The sequence below is a fragment of the Prevotella melaninogenica genome (assembly GCF_018127925.1).
Classification (GTDB): Bacteria; Bacteroidota; Bacteroidia; order Bacteroidales; family Bacteroidaceae; genus Prevotella; species Prevotella melaninogenica_C.
The window spans coordinates 1,482,026-1,501,158 of the sequence record NZ_CP072348.1 but is presented as its reverse complement, the minus strand read 5'-3'; the positions used below and the strand labels follow the sequence as shown (position 1 = coordinate 1,501,158).

12 protein-coding genes are annotated in these 19,133 nt (G+C 41.2%); 2 read left to right on the top strand and 10 right to left on the bottom strand.

What is annotated here, in order from left to right; translation table 11 throughout:
* Window positions 1-216: 216 nt before the first annotated feature.
* From J4861_RS11635 to polA, 3 genes are all read right to left on the bottom strand, one after another.
* The gene (locus tag J4861_RS11635) at window positions 217-2,262 is read right to left on the bottom strand and encodes an Ig-like domain-containing protein (protein WP_211816966.1); all 2,046 of its coding nucleotides are present in this window, start codon (window positions 2,260-2,262) and stop codon (window positions 217-219) included.
* A 75-nt stretch (window positions 2,263-2,337) separates the two neighbouring features.
* The gene (locus J4861_RS11630; protein ID WP_211816965.1) at window positions 2,338-3,849 is read right to left on the bottom strand and encodes a GH3 auxin-responsive promoter family protein; all 1,512 of its coding nucleotides are present in this window, start codon (window positions 3,847-3,849) and stop codon (window positions 2,338-2,340) included.
* Between the two features lie 649 nt (window positions 3,850-4,498).
* Window positions 4,499-7,261, bottom strand: a complete 2,763-nt coding sequence (polA, locus tag J4861_RS11625) for a DNA polymerase I (RefSeq protein WP_211816964.1) — start codon at window positions 7,259-7,261, stop codon at window positions 4,499-4,501.
* Between the two features lie 93 nt (window positions 7,262-7,354).
* Between polA and J4861_RS11620 the strand changes: the two genes are divergently transcribed.
* Window positions 7,355-8,335, top strand: coding sequence for a polyprenyl synthetase family protein (locus J4861_RS11620; protein WP_211816963.1), 981 nt, complete (start codon window positions 7,355-7,357; stop codon window positions 8,333-8,335).
* Between the two features lie 715 nt (window positions 8,336-9,050).
* Here the strand turns inward: J4861_RS11620 and deoC are convergent.
* The 7 genes from deoC to J4861_RS11585 all read right to left on the bottom strand — a co-directional run bounded on the left by deoC (window position 9,051) and on the right by J4861_RS11585 (window position 17,325).
* Window positions 9,051-9,998, bottom strand: a complete 948-nt coding sequence (deoC, locus tag J4861_RS11615; protein WP_211816962.1) for a deoxyribose-phosphate aldolase — start codon at window positions 9,996-9,998, stop codon at window positions 9,051-9,053.
* A 201-nt stretch (window positions 9,999-10,199) separates the two neighbouring features.
* Window positions 10,200-10,523, bottom strand: coding sequence for a nucleotide pyrophosphohydrolase (locus J4861_RS11610; RefSeq protein WP_211816961.1), 324 nt, complete (start codon window positions 10,521-10,523; stop codon window positions 10,200-10,202).
* Between the two features lie 197 nt (window positions 10,524-10,720).
* The gene (gene dtd / locus J4861_RS11605) at window positions 10,721-11,173 is read right to left on the bottom strand and encodes a D-aminoacyl-tRNA deacylase (protein ID WP_211816960.1); all 453 of its coding nucleotides are present in this window, start codon (window positions 11,171-11,173) and stop codon (window positions 10,721-10,723) included.
* Between the two features lie 31 nt (window positions 11,174-11,204).
* Entirely contained in the window at window positions 11,205-13,040 is a 1,836-nt protein-coding gene (gene uvrC, locus J4861_RS11600; RefSeq protein ID WP_211816959.1) for an excinuclease ABC subunit UvrC, read from the bottom strand.
* A gap of 304 nt (window positions 13,041-13,344) precedes the next feature.
* Window positions 13,345-13,875 carry an adenine phosphoribosyltransferase gene (locus J4861_RS11595; RefSeq protein ID WP_013264907.1) on the bottom strand — a complete coding sequence of 177 codons (531 nt, stop codon included), beginning with the start codon at window positions 13,873-13,875 and terminating at the stop codon, window positions 13,345-13,347.
* 117 nt (window positions 13,876-13,992) lie between these two features.
* Entirely contained in the window at window positions 13,993-15,864 is a 1,872-nt protein-coding gene (gene mnmG, locus J4861_RS11590; RefSeq protein ID WP_211816958.1) for a tRNA uridine-5-carboxymethylaminomethyl(34) synthesis enzyme MnmG, read from the bottom strand.
* 720 nt (window positions 15,865-16,584) lie between these two features.
* Window positions 16,585-17,325: a transporter gene (locus J4861_RS11585; protein ID WP_249110850.1), complete on the bottom strand. Its 741-nt coding sequence runs from the start codon at window positions 17,323-17,325 to the stop codon at window positions 16,585-16,587.
* Between the two features lie 539 nt (window positions 17,326-17,864).
* Here J4861_RS11585 and J4861_RS11580 point away from each other — a divergent pair.
* Window positions 17,865-19,070, top strand: a complete 1,206-nt coding sequence (locus tag J4861_RS11580; RefSeq protein WP_211816957.1) for an MFS transporter — start codon at window positions 17,865-17,867, stop codon at window positions 19,068-19,070.
* The last annotated feature ends 63 nt before the right edge of the window (window positions 19,071-19,133 follow it).

The following is a 19,133-nucleotide window of genomic DNA, read 5'->3' as shown; positions in this document are numbered from 1 at the left end:
TTTTCGTGAAAAAGGTCAACCCTTTCTGTGAAAAAGGTCAACCCTTTCTGTGAAAAAGGTCAACCCTTTCTGAAAAAATAGTCGACTATCTTTAAAAAACGGTCGACTGTTTTGAGAAAAACTGTTGACCCTTTTCGTGGATGGAATAAGTTTTAGAAATAAAAAGAGAGGATGTGTCTATTTTGACACACCCTCATTCTTTCATTTCCTTTGTTTCTACTGACCCGAGTTGAGAAGCTCGTCAGGTAGTGAGATATCAAGACTGCGAGCGCGTTCGGCATTACGTCTCTTTATCTTTCGTTGCGCATCAGCCTTCTGCTTTGTTATAGCTGCAGGCTTCTGCTTGTAGAGTGGGAGTAGACGTGGATTCCACGTTCCCTGTACATCACGCTTAGCCTTACACTCGATAGCCTTCGGGTAATAATAAACGGCTTCGGGTTGTCGTTGGGTTGCATAATCACCCGTATCCCATTTTCCGTTGTCGTTATCATCGACGATAAGGCGTAGATAGTAGTTGCCCGGCTTGATGTAATGGAAGGTTGCTTGGTTGTTCTTTGCGTACGCCTCTTTCACTGGTTTGTCGCTTTCATTAAGCAACTGCAACAAGCAGTTCTTACCTTCCATGTTCTGTAAGGTCATTATTAGCGTACCATATTCGTCAATTGATGGGATACGAACACCCTGCTTATACTTTGCAGAAACTTTACCATAGATGTCTGTAAAGGCTGCAGAATCAACCTCAACACTGTATTCATGTCCTGGGTCCCATGCACTTACCAACTTCAAAGAGCGCGGTTTTCCAGGTTCAGCACCGAAATTATACTTCGCTCGATACCATAAGGAGTCTATCTTTTCGTAAAGATGTATCTTGGACGTATCCGTCTTTGCAATAGGGGTGGGGAGTTCGAATGTTGGGTTTTGGTCAGGATCCATTTGCGAAGGAACATTATATCTGACCTCCAAAGGTGTGACAGGCATTGTCGTTTCAAATGCTTTTCCACGTTCTTTTGCCTTCTCTTGCTTCTTAACCCATTTATCGTATTCCTCCTGCTGGCGCTTTAAACGCTTCGCGTAAGGCACCTTTGAGAGAATCTCCAGCGTATCTGTCTTAGAGACAAGCTTACCTGCACTGTCCGTCATGTTATAAAGCATCTGCATTCGCAGTGTGTCTTGGTTGACGAGGGCAGTGTCACGCAGCCAGTAGATAATCGTATCTTGGTTCAGACTTGGCTCTGTTATAAACGCATTTTTAGCGTTGAAATTGAGTCCTGTTATCTGTGGAAGGTCGGCATCACCATAGCTGAAGAAGAGCGTAAAGTGGTTGGGTTCCTTGCGTTCAGACTTGAGGAAGTAACGGTCTGTTTGTGTTGGTGTAAAGGAATTAAGCACCACATCATCTGGAAGGAAGTGGGTGTAAGGCACCTGTTTGATATCCTTGATATGCAAGGAGTCAATCCATAGTGTGTCTTGTCGTATGTCTGGCTTCCATGACGGCATGATGATTTCGGGCGTGAAAGCCAACTTCTCGCTCTTCTGATTGTACATATAGTTGCCGTCCATGTCCTGTAGTGCATAGATACGATAGTCACCCTTGGCAACACCTCGTATGCTGAAATGACCACGACTGTCGGTGCGTGAGACACGAAGCATAGGTTGTTTCTGGAAAGCTGTATCGTTCTGATTGCTGTAAAGACCTACGAGAATACCCTTTACAGGCTCTAAATTCTCAGCTTCTAACACATAACCAGCCACTTCGAGTGTATCGATATGGTCGCCAGTAGAGAAGCTGTAGGTGTAGTTTCCTAATGGGTTACCCTCGTTGTTATCCGTGATAGCGTCAGAGAAGTCGATGGTATAGGTGGTGTTAGGCTGTAACTTGTCTTGTAAACTTACTGTGATACGTTTACCAGTAGCCTTAATTTCAGGGGCTTCAATCTGTGGAGGAGAGACAACAACCTTCTCTGATGCATTCTCCAACTTGATAAACTCGTTGAAATAGATATTCACCTTCTTACTGTTTACGTCGGTTGCTCGTTCAGTAGGGGAGGCTCCTAACACTCTTGGGGGAGTCTCATCGTACCATCCACCATCAGGTTGTCCCATCTTAGCACATGAAGAAAGAACAATAACTAAGAGAGTAAAAAGGTAGAATGGTAAAACACGTGGTTGGTAAAACACCGAAAGGCAATGGCTGACCTTAGCTGAAAAGCCATCCTTTCCACCCATTACTCCTTGGCAATATCTTTGTCTTATCTTCTTCATATCGCTGTTTTACTTTTTTACCCTTTTACTTTTTTATTCTTTAAAGGTGGTTTATCCTTTTACCGTCTTCCGTCCTTACTGGTTCATACTCAGCAATTCTTCTAAGTTGTTACGGCTGTTTGAAAGGCGTGGAATCTTGTGTTGACCACCGAGTTTACCCTTTATCTTGAGCCAGTCATTGAAGAGGTCTTTGCGTGCAACAATAATCTCAAGTGGCTGAAGAGTAATGTTATGGAAGCGTTTTGCCTCATAATCAGAGTTGACTTCCTGTAGTTTATCATCGAGAACCTTAGTAAACTCCTCAAGTGAAGATGGGGCTTTTGCAAACTCAATGAGCCACTGATGACGGCACTTAGCCTTCGCATCCATATACATTGGGGCTGCGGTATAATCTGATATCTGTGCACCAGTAGCCTTGCAGGCTGCTTCAAGTCCCTTCTCAGCATTATCCATGATAAGTTCTTCACCAAAGGCATTGATGAAATACTTGGTTCTACCCGTGATAACAAACTTAAAAGGATTGGTCGAAGTGAACTGCACTGTGTCTCCAATCTCATATCTCCAGAGGCCGCAGGCAGTACTGATAAGCATTGCATAGTTGCGTCCTATCTCCACACCTGACAATGGAACGATATTTGGATGTTCGCTCTCAAACTCGTCCATAGGTAAGAACTCGTAGAATACGCCATAGTCGAGCATAAGCGACATACTGCTGTCTGTTGGGTCGTCTTGTATACCGAAGAAGCCCTCAGAGGCATTGTAAGTCTCCATATAGTTCATGCCCTGCTTGGTAATGAGCTGTTCATACTGCTCACGATAAGGTGTGAAAGCAATACCACCATGGAAGAACACCTCCAGATTTGGCCATACCTCCTCCAGATGTTGCTTACCACTCAGTTCCATTACACGCACTAACACAGAGAGCATCCATGAAGGAACGCCTGATATATTAGTGATATTCTGGTTCAGTGTTTCGTGTGCAATTCGGTCGCGTTTTACCTCAAAGTCGCTCAGTAGGGCAGTATTTTTCTTAGGTACGCGACATAGATTTACGAGTGGATTAATATTCTCTATGAGGATGGCACTGAGGTCACCAACAAGCGAATTATACAGGTTATAATTTGGAGAATGACTACCACCTAAGATGAGACCCTTACCGCTGAAGAGTCTGCTTTCTGGATGATTGCTAAGGTAGTAAGCGATAACATCCTTACCACCTTGATAATGAATTGTCTGTAATCCCTCGTGAGAAACAGGAATAAACTTACTCTTATCGTTGGTTGTACCTGATGACTTGGCATACCATCTCACCTGTCCTGGCCACAGAATATTACGTTCTCCGTGGCGCATACGGTCGATGTCACTCTTCAATTCTTCGTATGTGTTGACTGGAATGTTCTGTACAAAGTCCTCGTATGACTTAATCGTTGAGAACAGGTGTTTACGACCGTATTCGGTGTCTTTTGCCCGCTCAACGAGGTATTGCATGACTTCCCGCTGGATAGCCTCTCCATCCGTGACGTAGCGTTCAAGCTCCCTGCGACGCGGCTGGAAATACAACTTGTTTACTATCTTAGTAAGACTCATTCAAATTTCTCTGGTTGATTAAATTGCAAAATTACGCCAAAAAAGCTAAATGGATAGACTTTTTCTATATTTTAACACTACTTCTAAGGCGTTGAAAAGCCCTTTTTCAGTATTCTATGCAAGATAGATGATGGAATATTTCACCCTTTTTGACTTCTACTTTTAGCCCCCTTTCTAAATTATTTTCATGAAAATAAATATTTCTTGTCGTGAAAATAAATATTTCTTTTCATGAAAATAATTCTTTTTCTTCATGTAAATAATTCGCTCAGAAGGGTAGGGTAGTATGTTTACTCATACTTTTTACCGACTTTGCAGCTCATCTCCTCAATTTCTATTTACCGTTATTAGTCTCTTTATTTATGCTTTATAAAGTTGGAATCTACCCCCATTTTCATACTTGTTATTTAATTATAATCTATTTAATATTAAATTATAGTCTATAAAACAACCATCAATAGATTCTCTATCTATCCTCATCCCTCTTTTATCTGCACTCCCCTCCCTTCGGAGGGGCAGGGGGAGGCTTCTTCTTAATATTAAATTATAGTCTATAAATTAATCACCAGTTGATTTCCTATCTATCCTCATCCCTCTTTTTATCTGCGCTCCCCTCCCTTCGGAGGGGTTGGGGGAGGCTCCTTCTTTTTTAATGTGCTTCCAACCAGTTCTTGCCCCATCCGGCATCAGCTATCAATGGGACATTCAGTGGATAAGCGTTCTGCATCTCCTCGATAACAATGCGTTCCACCTGTTCACGCTCCTCTGGGAAGACAGAGAAGTTAAGTTCATCATGCACTTGGAGAATCATCTTTGAGCGAATACCTTCTTTCTTAAAGCGTTCCCAGATACGAACCATTGCCACCTTGATGATATCTGCCTCTGTTCCTTGTATTGGAGCATTGATGGCGTTACGCTCAGCAAAACCGCGCACAGTGGCGTTACGACTGTTGATATCAGCAAGATAGCGACGACGATGGAAAAGTGTTTCAGCATAACCCTTGGTTCTTGCCTCTTCTTTCGCATGTTCCATATAGGCTTGTACCTTTGGGAAAGTACGGAAATAGCCTTCTATCAGCTCTTTAGCTTCACCATTTGAAATGTCCATACGCTGAGCAAGTCCATAGGTAGTAATACCATATATAATACCGAAGTTGGCTTGTTTAGCTTTCTTTCGCTGTGCATCAGTCACCTTATCTATATCTACATGCCATATCTTTGCAGCTGTTGCACGGTGGATATCATAGCCCTCACGGAAAGCCTCCATCATATTCTCGTCTTCAGAAAGATGTGCCATAATACGCAACTCTATCTGACTATAATCGGCTGAAAAGAACAGACAGCCTTCTTCTGGGATAAAGCACTTGCGTATCTCCTTACCATCATCCGTGCGTACAGGAATATTCTGTAAGTTTGGATCACTCGAAGAGAGTCGTCCTGTGGCTGTAAGTGCCTGATTAAATGATGTGTGAATATGTCCAGTACGTGGATTAATCAGCTTTGGAAGGGCATCGATATAGGTACTAAGAAGCTTCTTCATACCTCTGTAATTAAGGATGTTACGTACGATAGGACTCTTACTCTCAAGGCTCTGCAGCACCTCTTCACTTGTAACATACTGTCCTGTCTTTGTCTTCTTAGGCTTATCCATAATTTGCAACTTGCCAAAGAGGATGTCACCTACTTGTTTTGGACTTGAGATATTGAATTCTTCTCCAGCCTCCTTATATATTTCCTGCTCGTATTGTTTCATACGTTCAGTGAATATCTTTGACGTATCTTGCAGTGCTTCAGTGTCTAAGCATACGCCATTTAGCTCCATATCAGCTAATACACGTACTAATGGCATCTCTATATTCCAGAAGAGTTCTTCCACTCCAAGCTCCTTTAAACGTGGTTCAAGTACGTTTTTCAGGCGCAAAGTGATGTCGGCATCCTCCGCAGCATACTCATAAATATCAGCAGGGGAGAGGTCGCGCATATTCTTCTGCTTCTTTCCTTTCGGACCGAGTAGTTCTTCAATGTGAATGGTTTGATAGCCGAGCAGCGTCTCAGCCATGTAGTCCATATTATGATGTAACTCTGGTTGGATGAGGTAGTGGGCTATCATCGTGTCGAACATCTTACCCTGTAGTGTTACTCCATATCTGGTTAACACTTCATAGTCATACTTAATGTTCTGTCCGATTTTCATTATTTTGTCGCTTTCATATAGCGGTTTGAATATCTGAACGATTTTTAACGCCTCTTCATAGTTGGCTGGTACGGCAACATAAAAAGCCTTCTTTTCTTCAACCGAGAAGCTCAAACCTACCAATTCAGCACTAATTGCATCCGTCGAAGTGGTTTCTGTGTCTATACTTACAAACTCTTTTGTAATAAAAAAGTCACAAAGCTGACGTAATTCTTCCTCATTTTCAACGAGTTTATATTCATGTTGGGTCGTTTTTATGCTCTCAAATTTCGCATTTTTCGGCTCATCTGACTCGTTGGTCGTGTTTTCTGCAAATAAATCAAGCTGATTATTGTCTACTTTTGGCTTTACTTCACTTTTGTTAAGAAACTTGTTAATAAGTGTCTTAAACTCTAATTCCTCAAATATCGCACGCAATTTGGTCTCGTCAGGTTGTTCAACCTTGAGTTCATCCAAGTCAAGTTGCATTGGAACGTCTGTTCGGATCGTTGCGAGGAACTTTGACATTTTAATATCCTCTACGGCATTCTCAACTTTCTCACGTAGTTTACCCTTAATCTCATCAGTATGTTGGAGCATATTGTCAATGCTTCCAAACTGATTGATTAACTTGGCTGCGGTTTTCTCCCCAACACCAGGACAACCCGGAAAGTTGTCTGCTGAGTCGCCCATCAACGCCAAGAGGTCGATGACTTGGGCTGGGGTAGGGATGCCATACTTTGCTTCTACCTCCTTTTCTCCTAATATTTCGTATCCGCCACCATGGCGAGGACGATACATAAAGACGTTAGGACCAATGAGTTGACCATAGTCTTTATCGGGTGTAAGCATAAAAGTATCGATTCCATCGGCTCCAAAGCGAGTTGCTATAGTACCGATAATATCATCTGCTTCGAAGCCATCTACCTGTAGAATAGGAATATGCATTGCCTCAAGCACTTGCTTGATAAGTGGAACAGAAAGCTTGATATCTTCTGGAGTTTCCTCACGTTGCGCCTTGTATTCAGGGAAGGCGTCATGGCGAAAAGTCTTTCCATGATCGAATGCTACACCAATATGCGTTGGCTTTTCCTTTGTAAGAACCTCGTTCAGGGTGTTGCAAAAGCCCATAACAGCAGATGTATTCAAGCCCTTAGAGTTGATACGTGGACTTTTGATAAATGCGTAGTATGAACGATAGATGAGCGCATAAGCGTCAATAAGGAAGAGTTTTGCCATAACTAATTATTCTATTTTTAGCTGTAAAATTACTAATTTTCTTCCATAATCTCCGATAAAATGAGTAAATTTGTATCAAATTTAAAGTCAAAAATGGATACTCTTTCACTCATAAAACAGCCGATTGAGACAGAATTAGGCGATTTCATCGACCTTTTTAATCATGCTCTCGACCACGAAGATGGCTTGTTGCGTACGGTTTTGAACCATATCAAGCAACGAGCAGGGAAGCGTATGCGTCCTATTCTCATCCTTCTGATGGCTAAGAACTTTGGTAAGGTTTCTGAAGCAACACAGCATGCGGCTGTGGGATTGGAACTTTTACATACGGCTTCACTTGTGCATGACGATGTCGTTGATGAAGCGGCTGCTCGCAGAGGGCAGGCGAGTGTGAATGCTGATTATGATAATAAGGTGGCTGTATTAGTGGGTGATTACGTGCTTTCAACTGCCTTACTTCATGTTAGTTACACGCACTCAGAGATTATTGTGCGCTATCTTGCAGAGTTAGGTCGTACGTTGAGTGATGGTGAAATTCTTCAGTTGTGGAATATTCAGAATAAAGAAATCACCGAAGAGGTTTACTATAAAATTATTGAACGTAAGACAGCTGCGCTTTTTGAGTCATGTGCTGCTATTGGTGCTGAGTCGGCTAATGCAAGCGATGAGGAGGTTGAAGCGGCAAGACTCTTTGGTAAACATCTTGGAATTGTCTTCCAGATTCGTGATGATATCTTCGATTATTATGACTCTGAGGCTGAAATTGGTAAGCCTACGGGTAATGATATGGCTGAAGGAAAGCTCACGTTACCAATTATTTATGCGTTGAATTCGACGAAAAATGAGGAGATGCTTGCTTTAGCTCATAAGGTGAAAGCACACGAGGTGACACGTGAAGAAATCGATAAATTGGTAGAATTTGCCAAGGTAAGTGGCGGTATTGAATATGCTGAACGTCGTATGTGGGACTTCCATGCTGAAGCACAGACTTTCCTTGATAAGTATGTTAAGGATCTTAGTATTCGTTCTGCTCTCCAGACTTACCTTGATTATGTAATTAAAAGGAAGAAGTAATTGCGCTGTTTTTGTGCTAAAAACTCCCTTTTCATCGTGAGATTGATTAATTTTTGTGATGATAACGACAGTTTCTCTTTATGATGATGGATTATCCATCACATAAGGAGAAACTTTTTTTATGTCTTTTATTGACTTATTCTTTATCAATGGCATGCGTTGTTATGTTACATATTACTTGTGTTAAGGCTTAGCACCAGTCGTGCGGGGCGTCCGCACATATGGTGCGGACGCCCCGCACCATATGTGTTTATGTTGTTTTACTTCACTATAATACTACTTATAAGTTATCTTTTGCCCTTATAACGATGGCTTCTGACCATAAGTCGCTTTATTTATAGATACCATGTGAATACTGTTTATTTTATTGTTTTGGAGTACTTATAGTTTTATTTGAGTATAAGAGACATTTTTCAGTATTTATTAAGTTCATAATTTTGTGTTTTTCTTTCCGCTTATTTTGCTTCATGGAAGCATCTTTTCCAGCCTTTTTAGTAAAGTGTTTTATAAATATAGACTATATAATAATTATAAATAAACTATATTGTAAGATTTGTTTAGAATTATCTTTCTCTGAGAGAACATTAAATGTGGGATCTTTTCATGAGTTAATATTGAAAAAGGGACATACAAAGTGTATGTCCCTTATAGGTTACTTTTGTTTTATTTTATCAGCATCAGCGTTCTAATTTTTTGTTACTGATGGCTGAAAAGTTTAGAAGAACTTTGTCTCTGTACCAATGATTTCACTTAACAAGAGGTTGGTAAGACGGCTTGTGCCCATGCGGAACCAGTAGTTTGTGAGCCATTTCTCGCCTAAGACCTCCTTAACAATGGTATAGTAGATTACTGCATCCATGACAGTATTGATGCCACCAGCAGGTTTTAAACCAATCTGTATACCTGTCTTATCATAGTACTCCTTGATAGCCTGACACATTACATATACAGACTCTGGGGTTGCGCTAATCTTCTCCTTGCCTGTACTTGTCTTTATATAGTCGGCACCTGCGTACATAGAGAGTAGGGATGCGGTCTTGATAGCACTTGCATTGCCAAGATCACCAGTCTCAAGAATCACCTTCATTGGAACGTCTCCACACACTTGTTTAAGTTCGTTGATGGTGTCGCAAACGCCCTCGTAATCGCCTGAAAGGAACTTACCTACAGGCATAACGATGTCGATATGAGTAGCTCCGTCCTTGATTGCAAGGGCTGTCTCGATGGTTTTCACCTCTAAGAAAGTCTGTGAAGAAGGGAAGTTGCCTGTTACATTTGTTATGTCAACACCGTCTACTTCAAGGCTGTCTGCCATCAACTTTGTAAAGCAAGGGTAAGCGCAGAGGGCTGCAACATGTGGTAAATCAGGATATTCAGAGTCAAAACGGTTTACTTTTTCAACCATTTCTAATACCTTTTCTTCTGTGTCTGTTGTGCTAAGCGTAGTAAGCTCAACGCTGCCTAAGAGGAATTTCTTTACTTCAAGGTTGTCGTTCTCTGATACTTTTTCCGCAATAATCTTTGTCACGGCAGCCTTAACTCCCTCGTCAGTGATGTTGAGGTTGTACTGTGATAAGGCTTGTTCGTACTCGCTTTTTTCGACGATTCCAACGGCTTTTTGCGCCTGGATGTCTTTTGAAACAGTGTCTTTAATTGTTCCCATGATTTGTTTTTATTATATTGTTTATTTTTATTTCTTTGTAGAGTTAGGGTGGGGGAGGAGCATATTATTATTCTTTACTACTTCTGTTGGTTATTCCTATGCGTGAAGCATCGTCTTTTTCTGCTGCCAATTTACCCTTTCTTTTTCTCCAAAATACCCTTTGTTTGAATATCATAGACTATTTTATGTCGTTAAATAGTCTTATTTTAATTTAGGGTTGTTCTTGTGTCTATCCTTGTCGCGCTTGGTTTTCTTGTCAAAACTCTTATGTAATTCTTCTGTGAGATTGACGCTAGTTTGGTTGGCAAGACAGAGTAGAACCCATAGGACATCAGCCATTTCTTCTCCCAAATTTGCTTTCTCACCCTCCTTGAAGCCCTGGTCTCCGTAGGTACGAGCCATTACACGAGCTAATTCTCCTACCTCTTCTGTGAGGCAAGCCATGTTGGTTAATTCGCTAAAATAGCGTACACCGTTTTCTTTTATCCATTTGTCAACGGCTTGTTGTGCTTCTTCTATTGTCATTGTTTTCGTTTTCCTTATTTGATTGTTACATGTTAAACGTAGGTTATTTGCAGCTAAAAAGTCTATATATGGTTATAGGCTCTGATAGCTTTAATGATAAAATATCATCGATTTAATCGCTGTTTTTGGCTGTTTATCAGGTTTCTAAGTCCTTTAAAAGTGTTCTGTAAGGATGATTGATATGAACGTTATGTCGTCTATTCCTTATTCTTTGTATCCATACAGATTGTTACAGGACCATCATTGAGGAGCTCTACTTTCATATCTGCACCGAAATCTCCTGTGCCTACTGGTTTCCCCATTGCTTCGCTTAGAGCGTCACAGAAACGATTATAGAGTGGAATAGAGAGCTCGTGTGGGGCTGCATGAATCCAGCTTGGACGGTTCCCTTTCTTATAGCTTGCCATCAGTGTAAACTGTGAAACAACGAGAATTTCGCCCTTAATATCCATGATGCTGCGGTTCATTACGCCCATTTCATCGTCGAAAATACGCAAACCTATGATCTTCTTTACCAACCAGTTGATATCTTCTTCAGTATCGTCTTTACCAATACCTAATAGGATAAGGAATCCCATACCAATAGAAGACTTTACTTGCTGATTGATAGTAACAGAGGCATGGCTAACACGTTGTATTACAATTCTCATATCGCAAATGTACAATATTTATTTTAATTAGTTACTGATTAGCGTGGAAATAATTATAGACAATAGTTGCTTTGCTTGCTCCTATTACTTCTGTAAGTTCTTGTAAATCAGCTTCTTTTATGTGTTTTACTGTTTTCAGTTTCTTTAAAAGTGCATCTTTTGTCTTTGGTCCGATGCCTTTTATGTCGTCTAACTCGCTGTGTAGCTGTGTTTTAGATCGTTTATCTCTATGGAAAGATATAGCATAACGATGCACTTCGTCCTGTATTTGGGTAAGAACTTTGAAGAGTTCGCCCTTGATGTCGAGTGCTATTGTCTGCTGTGGGAAGCCGAAAAGAAGTTCGTTTGTGCGATGACGGTCGTCTTTTGCAAGTCCTGCAATCGGAATACTGAGGTGGAGTTCGTCTTCAACAACCTCTCTGACAACCTCCATTTGACCCTTTCCACCATCGGTAATGATGAGATCGGGTAGGGTAGTTCCTTCTTCTTGCATACGACTGTAACGTCGTCTTACAACCTCCTGCATGGACGCGTAGTCATCAGGACCTACTACAGTCTTGATGTTGTATTTGCGATAATCCTTCTTAGATGGCTTCATTCCTTTATATACTATGCAGCCAGCAACAGCGTCAGAACCTGAGATATTTGAATTATCGAAGCACTCTATGTGGTAAGGAAGCTTCGATAACTTCAGTTTGTCTTGGAGTTCTCGCATTAAACGTGTCTGTTTCTGTTCTGGATTTAGCTTTTCTGTCTGTTTTAATCGGTCGAACTTATACTGTTTAGCATTCATCTCAGAGAGTTCTAATAGATGATGCTTATCACCACGTTGAGGGATGAAGAATTCAGCACCCTTTACTTTAAAATCAAGTTCAAAAGGTACGATAATCTCTTTTGCGGTGCTATTAAAGCGTTCACGTATCTCTGGAATAGCCTCATTCAGCAACTCTTCATCGGATTCATCGAGTTTTCTTTTGTATTCATAAGTAAAGCTTTGATTGATTGCACCATTAGTTACATGGATATAGTTAATAAATGCATTCTTTCTTGTATCATCACTTACAATAGTGAAAACATCAACATCTGTAATCGTATGACTTACGATTTCGCTCTTTGCTGCGAAGTTATCGAGGGCTAAATAACGCTGTTTACACAATTCAGCTTCCTCAAATCGCAATTCCTCCGCATATTTCTCCATTTCTTGTTTCAGAAGTTTCTGCACATCACGAGTGTTTCCTTTTAATACTTCTCGTGCTTGTTTTATTGCTTCTTGATAATCTTCATAACTCTGCTTGTTGATACATGGTGCTCCACAGTTATGTAAATGGTACTCTAAGCAAGGCTTATATTTTCCCTGTTCGATGCCTTCTTTCGTAATAGGGAAGCGACAAGTGCGCGGTTTGTATACCTTCTTAATGATATCAAGAATCGCATACATACTCCCAATATGGCTATATGGCCCATAAAAAGTACCAAAGCGTTTATTGATAGTACGTGTTTTGAATATACGTGGGAAATACTCATTCGTTACGCAAATACTTGGGTAAGTCTTACCATCTTTCAGCAATACGTTGTATTTAGGCTTGTATTGCTTGATAAGTTGATTCTCTATAAGAAGTGCATCTTCTTCTGTTTTGACTACAGAATATGAAATATCATGAATCTTAGAAACCAACACCTTTGTTTTGAATCGGTCTACCTCTTTATGGAAATAGGAAGACACACGTCTTTTAAGGTTCTTTGCCTTGCCAACATAGATGATTGTTTTCTCATTATCATAGAACTGATATGTGCCTGGTTTCTCAGGCATATTGAGTACAATGTTCTTAAGGTAGGCTATTCGCTTCAAGTTATCTTCTTTATTCATTTTGCGTAACTCCTTTGTATAAAGGGCTTTTAAGGCGTTTTGTTTCACGTGGAACACGAATGGTGCTTCGCGTTGGCACATAAGGTGCTTCACGTTCGCACATATGGTGCTAAGGCTTGGCACGATAGTTAGTGACCAAATCTTGGTATCGTAGTGACAGTTTACAAGCCTCGATGATGTACTTTTAAAGAAAAGAGGAGCGACCCTTTGTGTGGGTTACTCCTCTTCTTTTTATTTTCATTTCGTTTCCTCTTTTCCATATAAAAAGGGTGGGGAGGAATGATTTTTGTCACAGTCTTGCTGGTTAGAATTGGAGTAAAGAAGTAATTTCAATGTCCTTATCGAACTGGTCACGACTGTTAGGAAATTCCGAATGGAGTTCGATAATGAAGTTGCAATACACCTTTTTAGGATTAAACTTCTTAACAAGGTCACATGCAGCCTTCATCGTTCCGCCAGTTGCAAGGAGGTCATCATGGAGCAAAACAACGTCATTCTCGTTGATAGCATCCTTATGAATCTCGATCGTGTCTACGCCATATTCCTTCTGATAACTTTCCTGAATAGTCTCACAAGGAAGCTTACCAGGCTTACGGCAAAGTACGATACCAGCACCCAAACGGGTGGCAACGGCAGAAGACATGACGAAGCCACGACTCTCGATACCCACAATCTTGGTTACACCCTTACCTTTGTAGAGGTCAACCATTTCGTCGGTAATTTCCTGAAGAGCTTCAGGTGACTTGAATAGGGTAGTCACATCACGAAAGTTAACACCTTTAATAGGCCAATCCGGGATACATCTCAGGTTGTCTAATAATAGTTTTTTATTCATTTTCAGTTTGTTATATAGTTTTGTTTTATACTATTGTTTCACGTGAAACAGGTATCTTTTTAACCTTTAGGAGTGTTCCTTTTGTCCACGTGTTAGGACTTGTTTGTCCAAAGAAAGTTATCTTCCCATGAGGACAAGCAGTACATTAATGTCGCTTGGGCTCACTCCTGGAATACGACTTGCTTGTGCGAGCGTCTCCGGTTGAATCTGTTCTAACTTCTGTCGACACTCTGTTGAGAGGTCGTGTAGCTCACTGTAATTGAAGTGTCCTTTGATTTTAATATCCTCAAGACGACGCATCTTTTCAGCGAATACACGCTCTCGGTCGATATAGCCTTTGTACTTTAGCTTAATTTCAGCAGCCTCAGCAATCTCTTCTTTGCGGTTAGGCGAAGCTTCGATAGCCTCTTTAAGGCTTGGAATTACAGCCGAAAGGTTCTCGAAGTTGACCTGTGGACGTGCAACAAGGTCAACTATCTTCATTGCTCCCTTGATAGGAGAAGTACCCAAATGCTCCAAGAAACCGTTTACAACATCAGGCTTAACAGAAGTGTTGTTACAGAAGTCAAGAATACGATTGATATGCTCTTTCTTTTGCATCCACCAGTCGTAGCGGTCCTTTTTGACTATACCAATATTATAAGCACGCTCCGTCAGTCGCGCATCTGCATCATCTTGGCGTAAGAGAATACGGTATTCTGCACGCGAAGTAAACATACGGTAAGGTTCATCAACGCCCTTTGTTGTAAGGTCATCAATCAACACACCGATGTAACTCTCGTCTCTGTTCATCACGAAAGGATCCTTACCCGCGCAGAGTAGGGCAGCATTGATACCCGCTACTAAGCCTTGTCCGCCAGCTTCCTCGTATCCTGTCGTACCGTTCACCTGCCCAGCAAAGAACAAACCTTCGATTACTTTCGACTCCAAAGACTGTTTTAGCTGTGTTGGATCAAAGTAATCATACTCGATAGCATAGCCAGGGCGATAGATTTTAGCGTCACGCAGGGCAGGAATCTTATGTATAGCATCTAACTGTACCTCCCAAGGCATACTTGAAGAAAAGCCATTCAGATACATTTCATTCGTGTCAACGCCCTCTGGTTCGAGGAAGAGTGGGTGGCTATTCTTGTCAGGGAAGGTGACGAGTTTCGTCTCAATCGAAGGGCAATAGCGTGGGCCAGTACTCTGAATCTGCCCATTGAATAGGGGAGAGTCTGCCACTCCACGTCTCAAAACCTCATGTGCTTCCTCGTTCGTGTTACACGTCCAGCAAGGCAACTGCGGCAGATGACGATACGGACCATAAAAAGAGAACTGGTGATAGTCCGTTTCTCCCGGTTGTGGTTCCATTTCATCAAAGTGAACCGAACGGCGGTCAATGCGCACAGGAGTACCCGTCTTCATGCGATCAGCACGAATCCCATGGCGCGTAATGCTCTCTGTAAAGTTGTGAACAGCAGGCTCTGCACATCGTCCACCCTCCACCTTTCGCTTCCCGATATGCATCAGTCCGTTAAGGAAGGTTCCCGCAGTGATAACCACTGTACGTGCATAGATGTCAATACCCCATATCGTTTTGATACCCAACACCTTACCATTCTTTACCAACAGTTCATCGGCTTGATCCTGAAAGATGTCGAGATTGTCCGTATGGTCGAGTATTGTGCGCCATTCCCAGATAAATTTACCACGATCACACTGTGCTCGTGGACTCCAAACGGCAGGTCCCTTTGATCGGTTCAGCATACGAAACTGAATCGCTGTAGCATCGGTAACCAGTCCCATATAGCCTCCAAGAGCGTCTATCTCTCTGACTATCTGACCTTTGGCTATACCTCCGACGGCAGGATTACAGCTCATCTGACCGATTTTATTCATATCCATTGTTACCAAACAAGTGTTCGCACCCATGTTGGCAGCTGCTGTAGCAGCCTCACAACCTGCGTGTCCACCGCCGATAACAAGTACATCATACTTGAATTTCATCGTCTTTTTACAAAAGTATAGGGGCAGAATACCCCTAATTTATAACGTCACAAAATTAAGAAATAAAATCGAAATATACCTATATAATAGATAGAAAAGTGGTTCTTCCGTTAAATGCGTAGATTGTTAATAGAATGAGATTAATTCACATACATGGTATGATTACCCCCCAATTAGGTAGTTTTACAGGGAGAGTAAACTACATAATAAACGTAATTAGGTGCGGTGTCTATTTGTCTTCTACAAACAACTTATTCCCTTATTAGTTGAGATTTGTAAACTATTTTTATGCGGTACAAAACCAATACATGCTCTTTTGACTTCTAAAAGACGCTTAATAGGCTTGCAAAAGGTGCCCTTTAAGACGCTTACTAACGCCCTTTTGAAGTCCAATGAAGCATCTTTTATTTTACTACTTTATAACTAATTGACTTCCTTATGGTTACAAGCCTACTCCTTGTATGTGTTTTTGCCGTTATTTATAGATGTTTAATTTGAAAATATGTAATGATATTTCAAACCCTTGTATGTAGATTTTCGAAGTCTTAAAATGAAAAGGTTTTCTGTGTTAGAGGCTGATAATAGGATAGATAGTTGACTGTCTTAGCTATGCTTTTGTTTAATGAGTAACTTCGGTTCTTCCGTTAAAGCAGTACGAAAAGCGTCCACGCATTTAACGGAAGAACTCAGAAAAGTTCCTCTCTCAATATCCCTTTCCTTTTAGTTCAGTAGCCACGCAATGCCCAAACCAATGTTACTATATCGTGATATCTCGTTGAACGATATGTCGTAGTAAGTGTTTAAGTGCAGTCGTGGTGAAACCTTATAATCCACTCCTACTTCACTCATAAAGTTGAAGTGGCTGTCATGTCCCGGTTTAGCCCAGTCATCCTGTCTCTTTGAGTTGTAACGATTATAGCTTTCTACGTAGAAACTCCACTTGTCAGTAGGCTGATAAGTGAGGTTAGCACCAAAGAAAAGGTCAGGACTTTCTGTATCTCCATCCCATTCACCTCCCAAGTCATAACCCAATGTAAACTTACTACTCAATTCGTTTTCGAATAAGAGGTGAGCTTGAATACCTACATGTTTGGGAAGGTAGTGTGCATTACTACCACCAGGAATGAGTATTGTACCCATAAAGGAAACCTTTGGAAACACCTTTCCGCCCTCATAAACCTTGATTTTCGTACCAATAGCGGCATTAGCAATGCCCCCAAAATTCCCTTCAGGCGTATGGGTTATACATTCATCAATCTGTAGTCTTACCTCCGCTTGTGGAGTCAGTCCAAGACGAAACATAGATGTATTGATAGTGAAAGTACGTGCGTGTTCACCGTTTCTTCTGTCCCATTCAAGTACGATACCAGTTTCCCAATCAATCTTTCCTGGTTTCATGATGTCGACACCAGTCGTAGCACCAGGGGCATCTGGAGAGAAATCTTCAGTGTCTTGTGCCATTGAATGTGCAGAGATGAACGTAAGGAGAGATAGACATAAAGTTCTTTTTAAACCACTTCTAAGATAGGCTATTATAGTCTTCTTTCTTTCTAATAATGTTGTTGTTTGTTTTAATGTGTATTACAGTCCCTTATTCGTAATCTTATCTTTTTACCCTCATCTTTCTATAGGGGAATGTTATATCAGCTACAAAGATACGCATTAATCGTTTGAAAATGCGTATTTTATGGTTAAAGTCTTCCTTATCTGCGAAAACCAATGGCGTTTTGCTATCTTTTTTACGACTGATAGCTACTCATTCCACCCCCTTCTATTGTCGTACTGATACTCCGCACATGATGTGCTAATGCTCCGCACATATTGTGCTAACGCCTCGCACGTGTGGTGCGGAGGCTCCACATCCTATAAAGAGAGGCTCGTGTCGATGGATGAAATCCAATTTGTAAAAAGCAGTTGATGCTTCATCGTTATACAGGTTTGCATTCTTTGTTTATAAAGATAATATGTACCTTTGCATGTTCAGAGATAATAATAAACAAATGAAGCTAAATAATAAGATAGAAGAAGGAAACGCAGAACGTACAGCCTTGGGCATTCTGCTCACGATAAGTTTTTGTCATCTCTTGGATGACACGATGCATTCGATGCTTCCAGCAATTTATCCGATGTTGAAAGACGAGTTTGGATTATCCTTCTTTCAAGTCGGAATCATAACGTTGGTGCTACAGCTAACCTCTTCCATCATCCAACCTTTTGTAGGACTCTATGCCGATAAGCATCATGGTTGGTGGCAGTTGCCTGTGAGTATGGTGTTCACGCTCATCGGTATCTTTATGTTGTCGTATGCTGATAGTTTCCTCGTCATCTTATTATCTGTATCATTGTTCGGCTTAGGTTCTTCTATATTCCATCCGCAAGGTTCGCAAGTGGCACAGCAAGCCTCTGGTGGTCGCAATGGTTTAGCACAGAGTATTTTCCAAGTAGGAGGCAATGGCGGCTTTGCTGCAGGGCCATTGTTTGCAGCCCTGATAGTGATACCAGTCGGCTTGAGTGGTGTACGCTGGTTTGCGTTTATTGCCCTTCTTTTAGCCGTTATACTGATTTATATAGGAAAATGGCATGTAAAACAATTAAAGGTCGTTCGTAAACGGAGTAGGGCAAGATGGACAACAGCAAAGGCATATACACGTAATCAGATTTATGGATTTGTATTTATTCTCTTCGTGTTGATGTTCTCCAAGAACTTTTATACAGAGAGTATGGTTAGCTATTTCACCTTCTTTCTGATAGAGAAGTTCGGGGTATCTATTCAAACTTCCCAATTCTGCCTGTTTGTTTTCTTAGCAGCAGAAGTCGTCGGAACCCTTCTTGGAGGCTGGATAGGCGACCGCTACGGGCGTAAATACGTGATATGGTTCTCTATCTTTGGGGCAGCGCCCTTTACAATCATGCTCCCTTATATGGGTAGTCTTGCTGGAACAATTATCTTATCAGCTATCATCGGACTCATTATAGCATCAGCCTTTTCAGCAATATTGGTTTATGCAACCGACCTCATGCCCAATCATATCGGTACAATAGCCGGTATCTTCTATGGACTTTCATTTGGTCTTGGCGGTCTTGGAAGTACCTTCTTCGGTTGGTTAGCCGACCAGACGAGTATTCTCTTCGTCTTTAAGGTAAGCACATTACTCCCATTGTTAGGTATTATAGCCGTCTATTTGCCAAAGATGAAGCGTGAGTAAGCCGCATGGTTGATTATGACCACTTTTTGTGGACACTAGTGGTTTCGTCTATATTATTAAAAG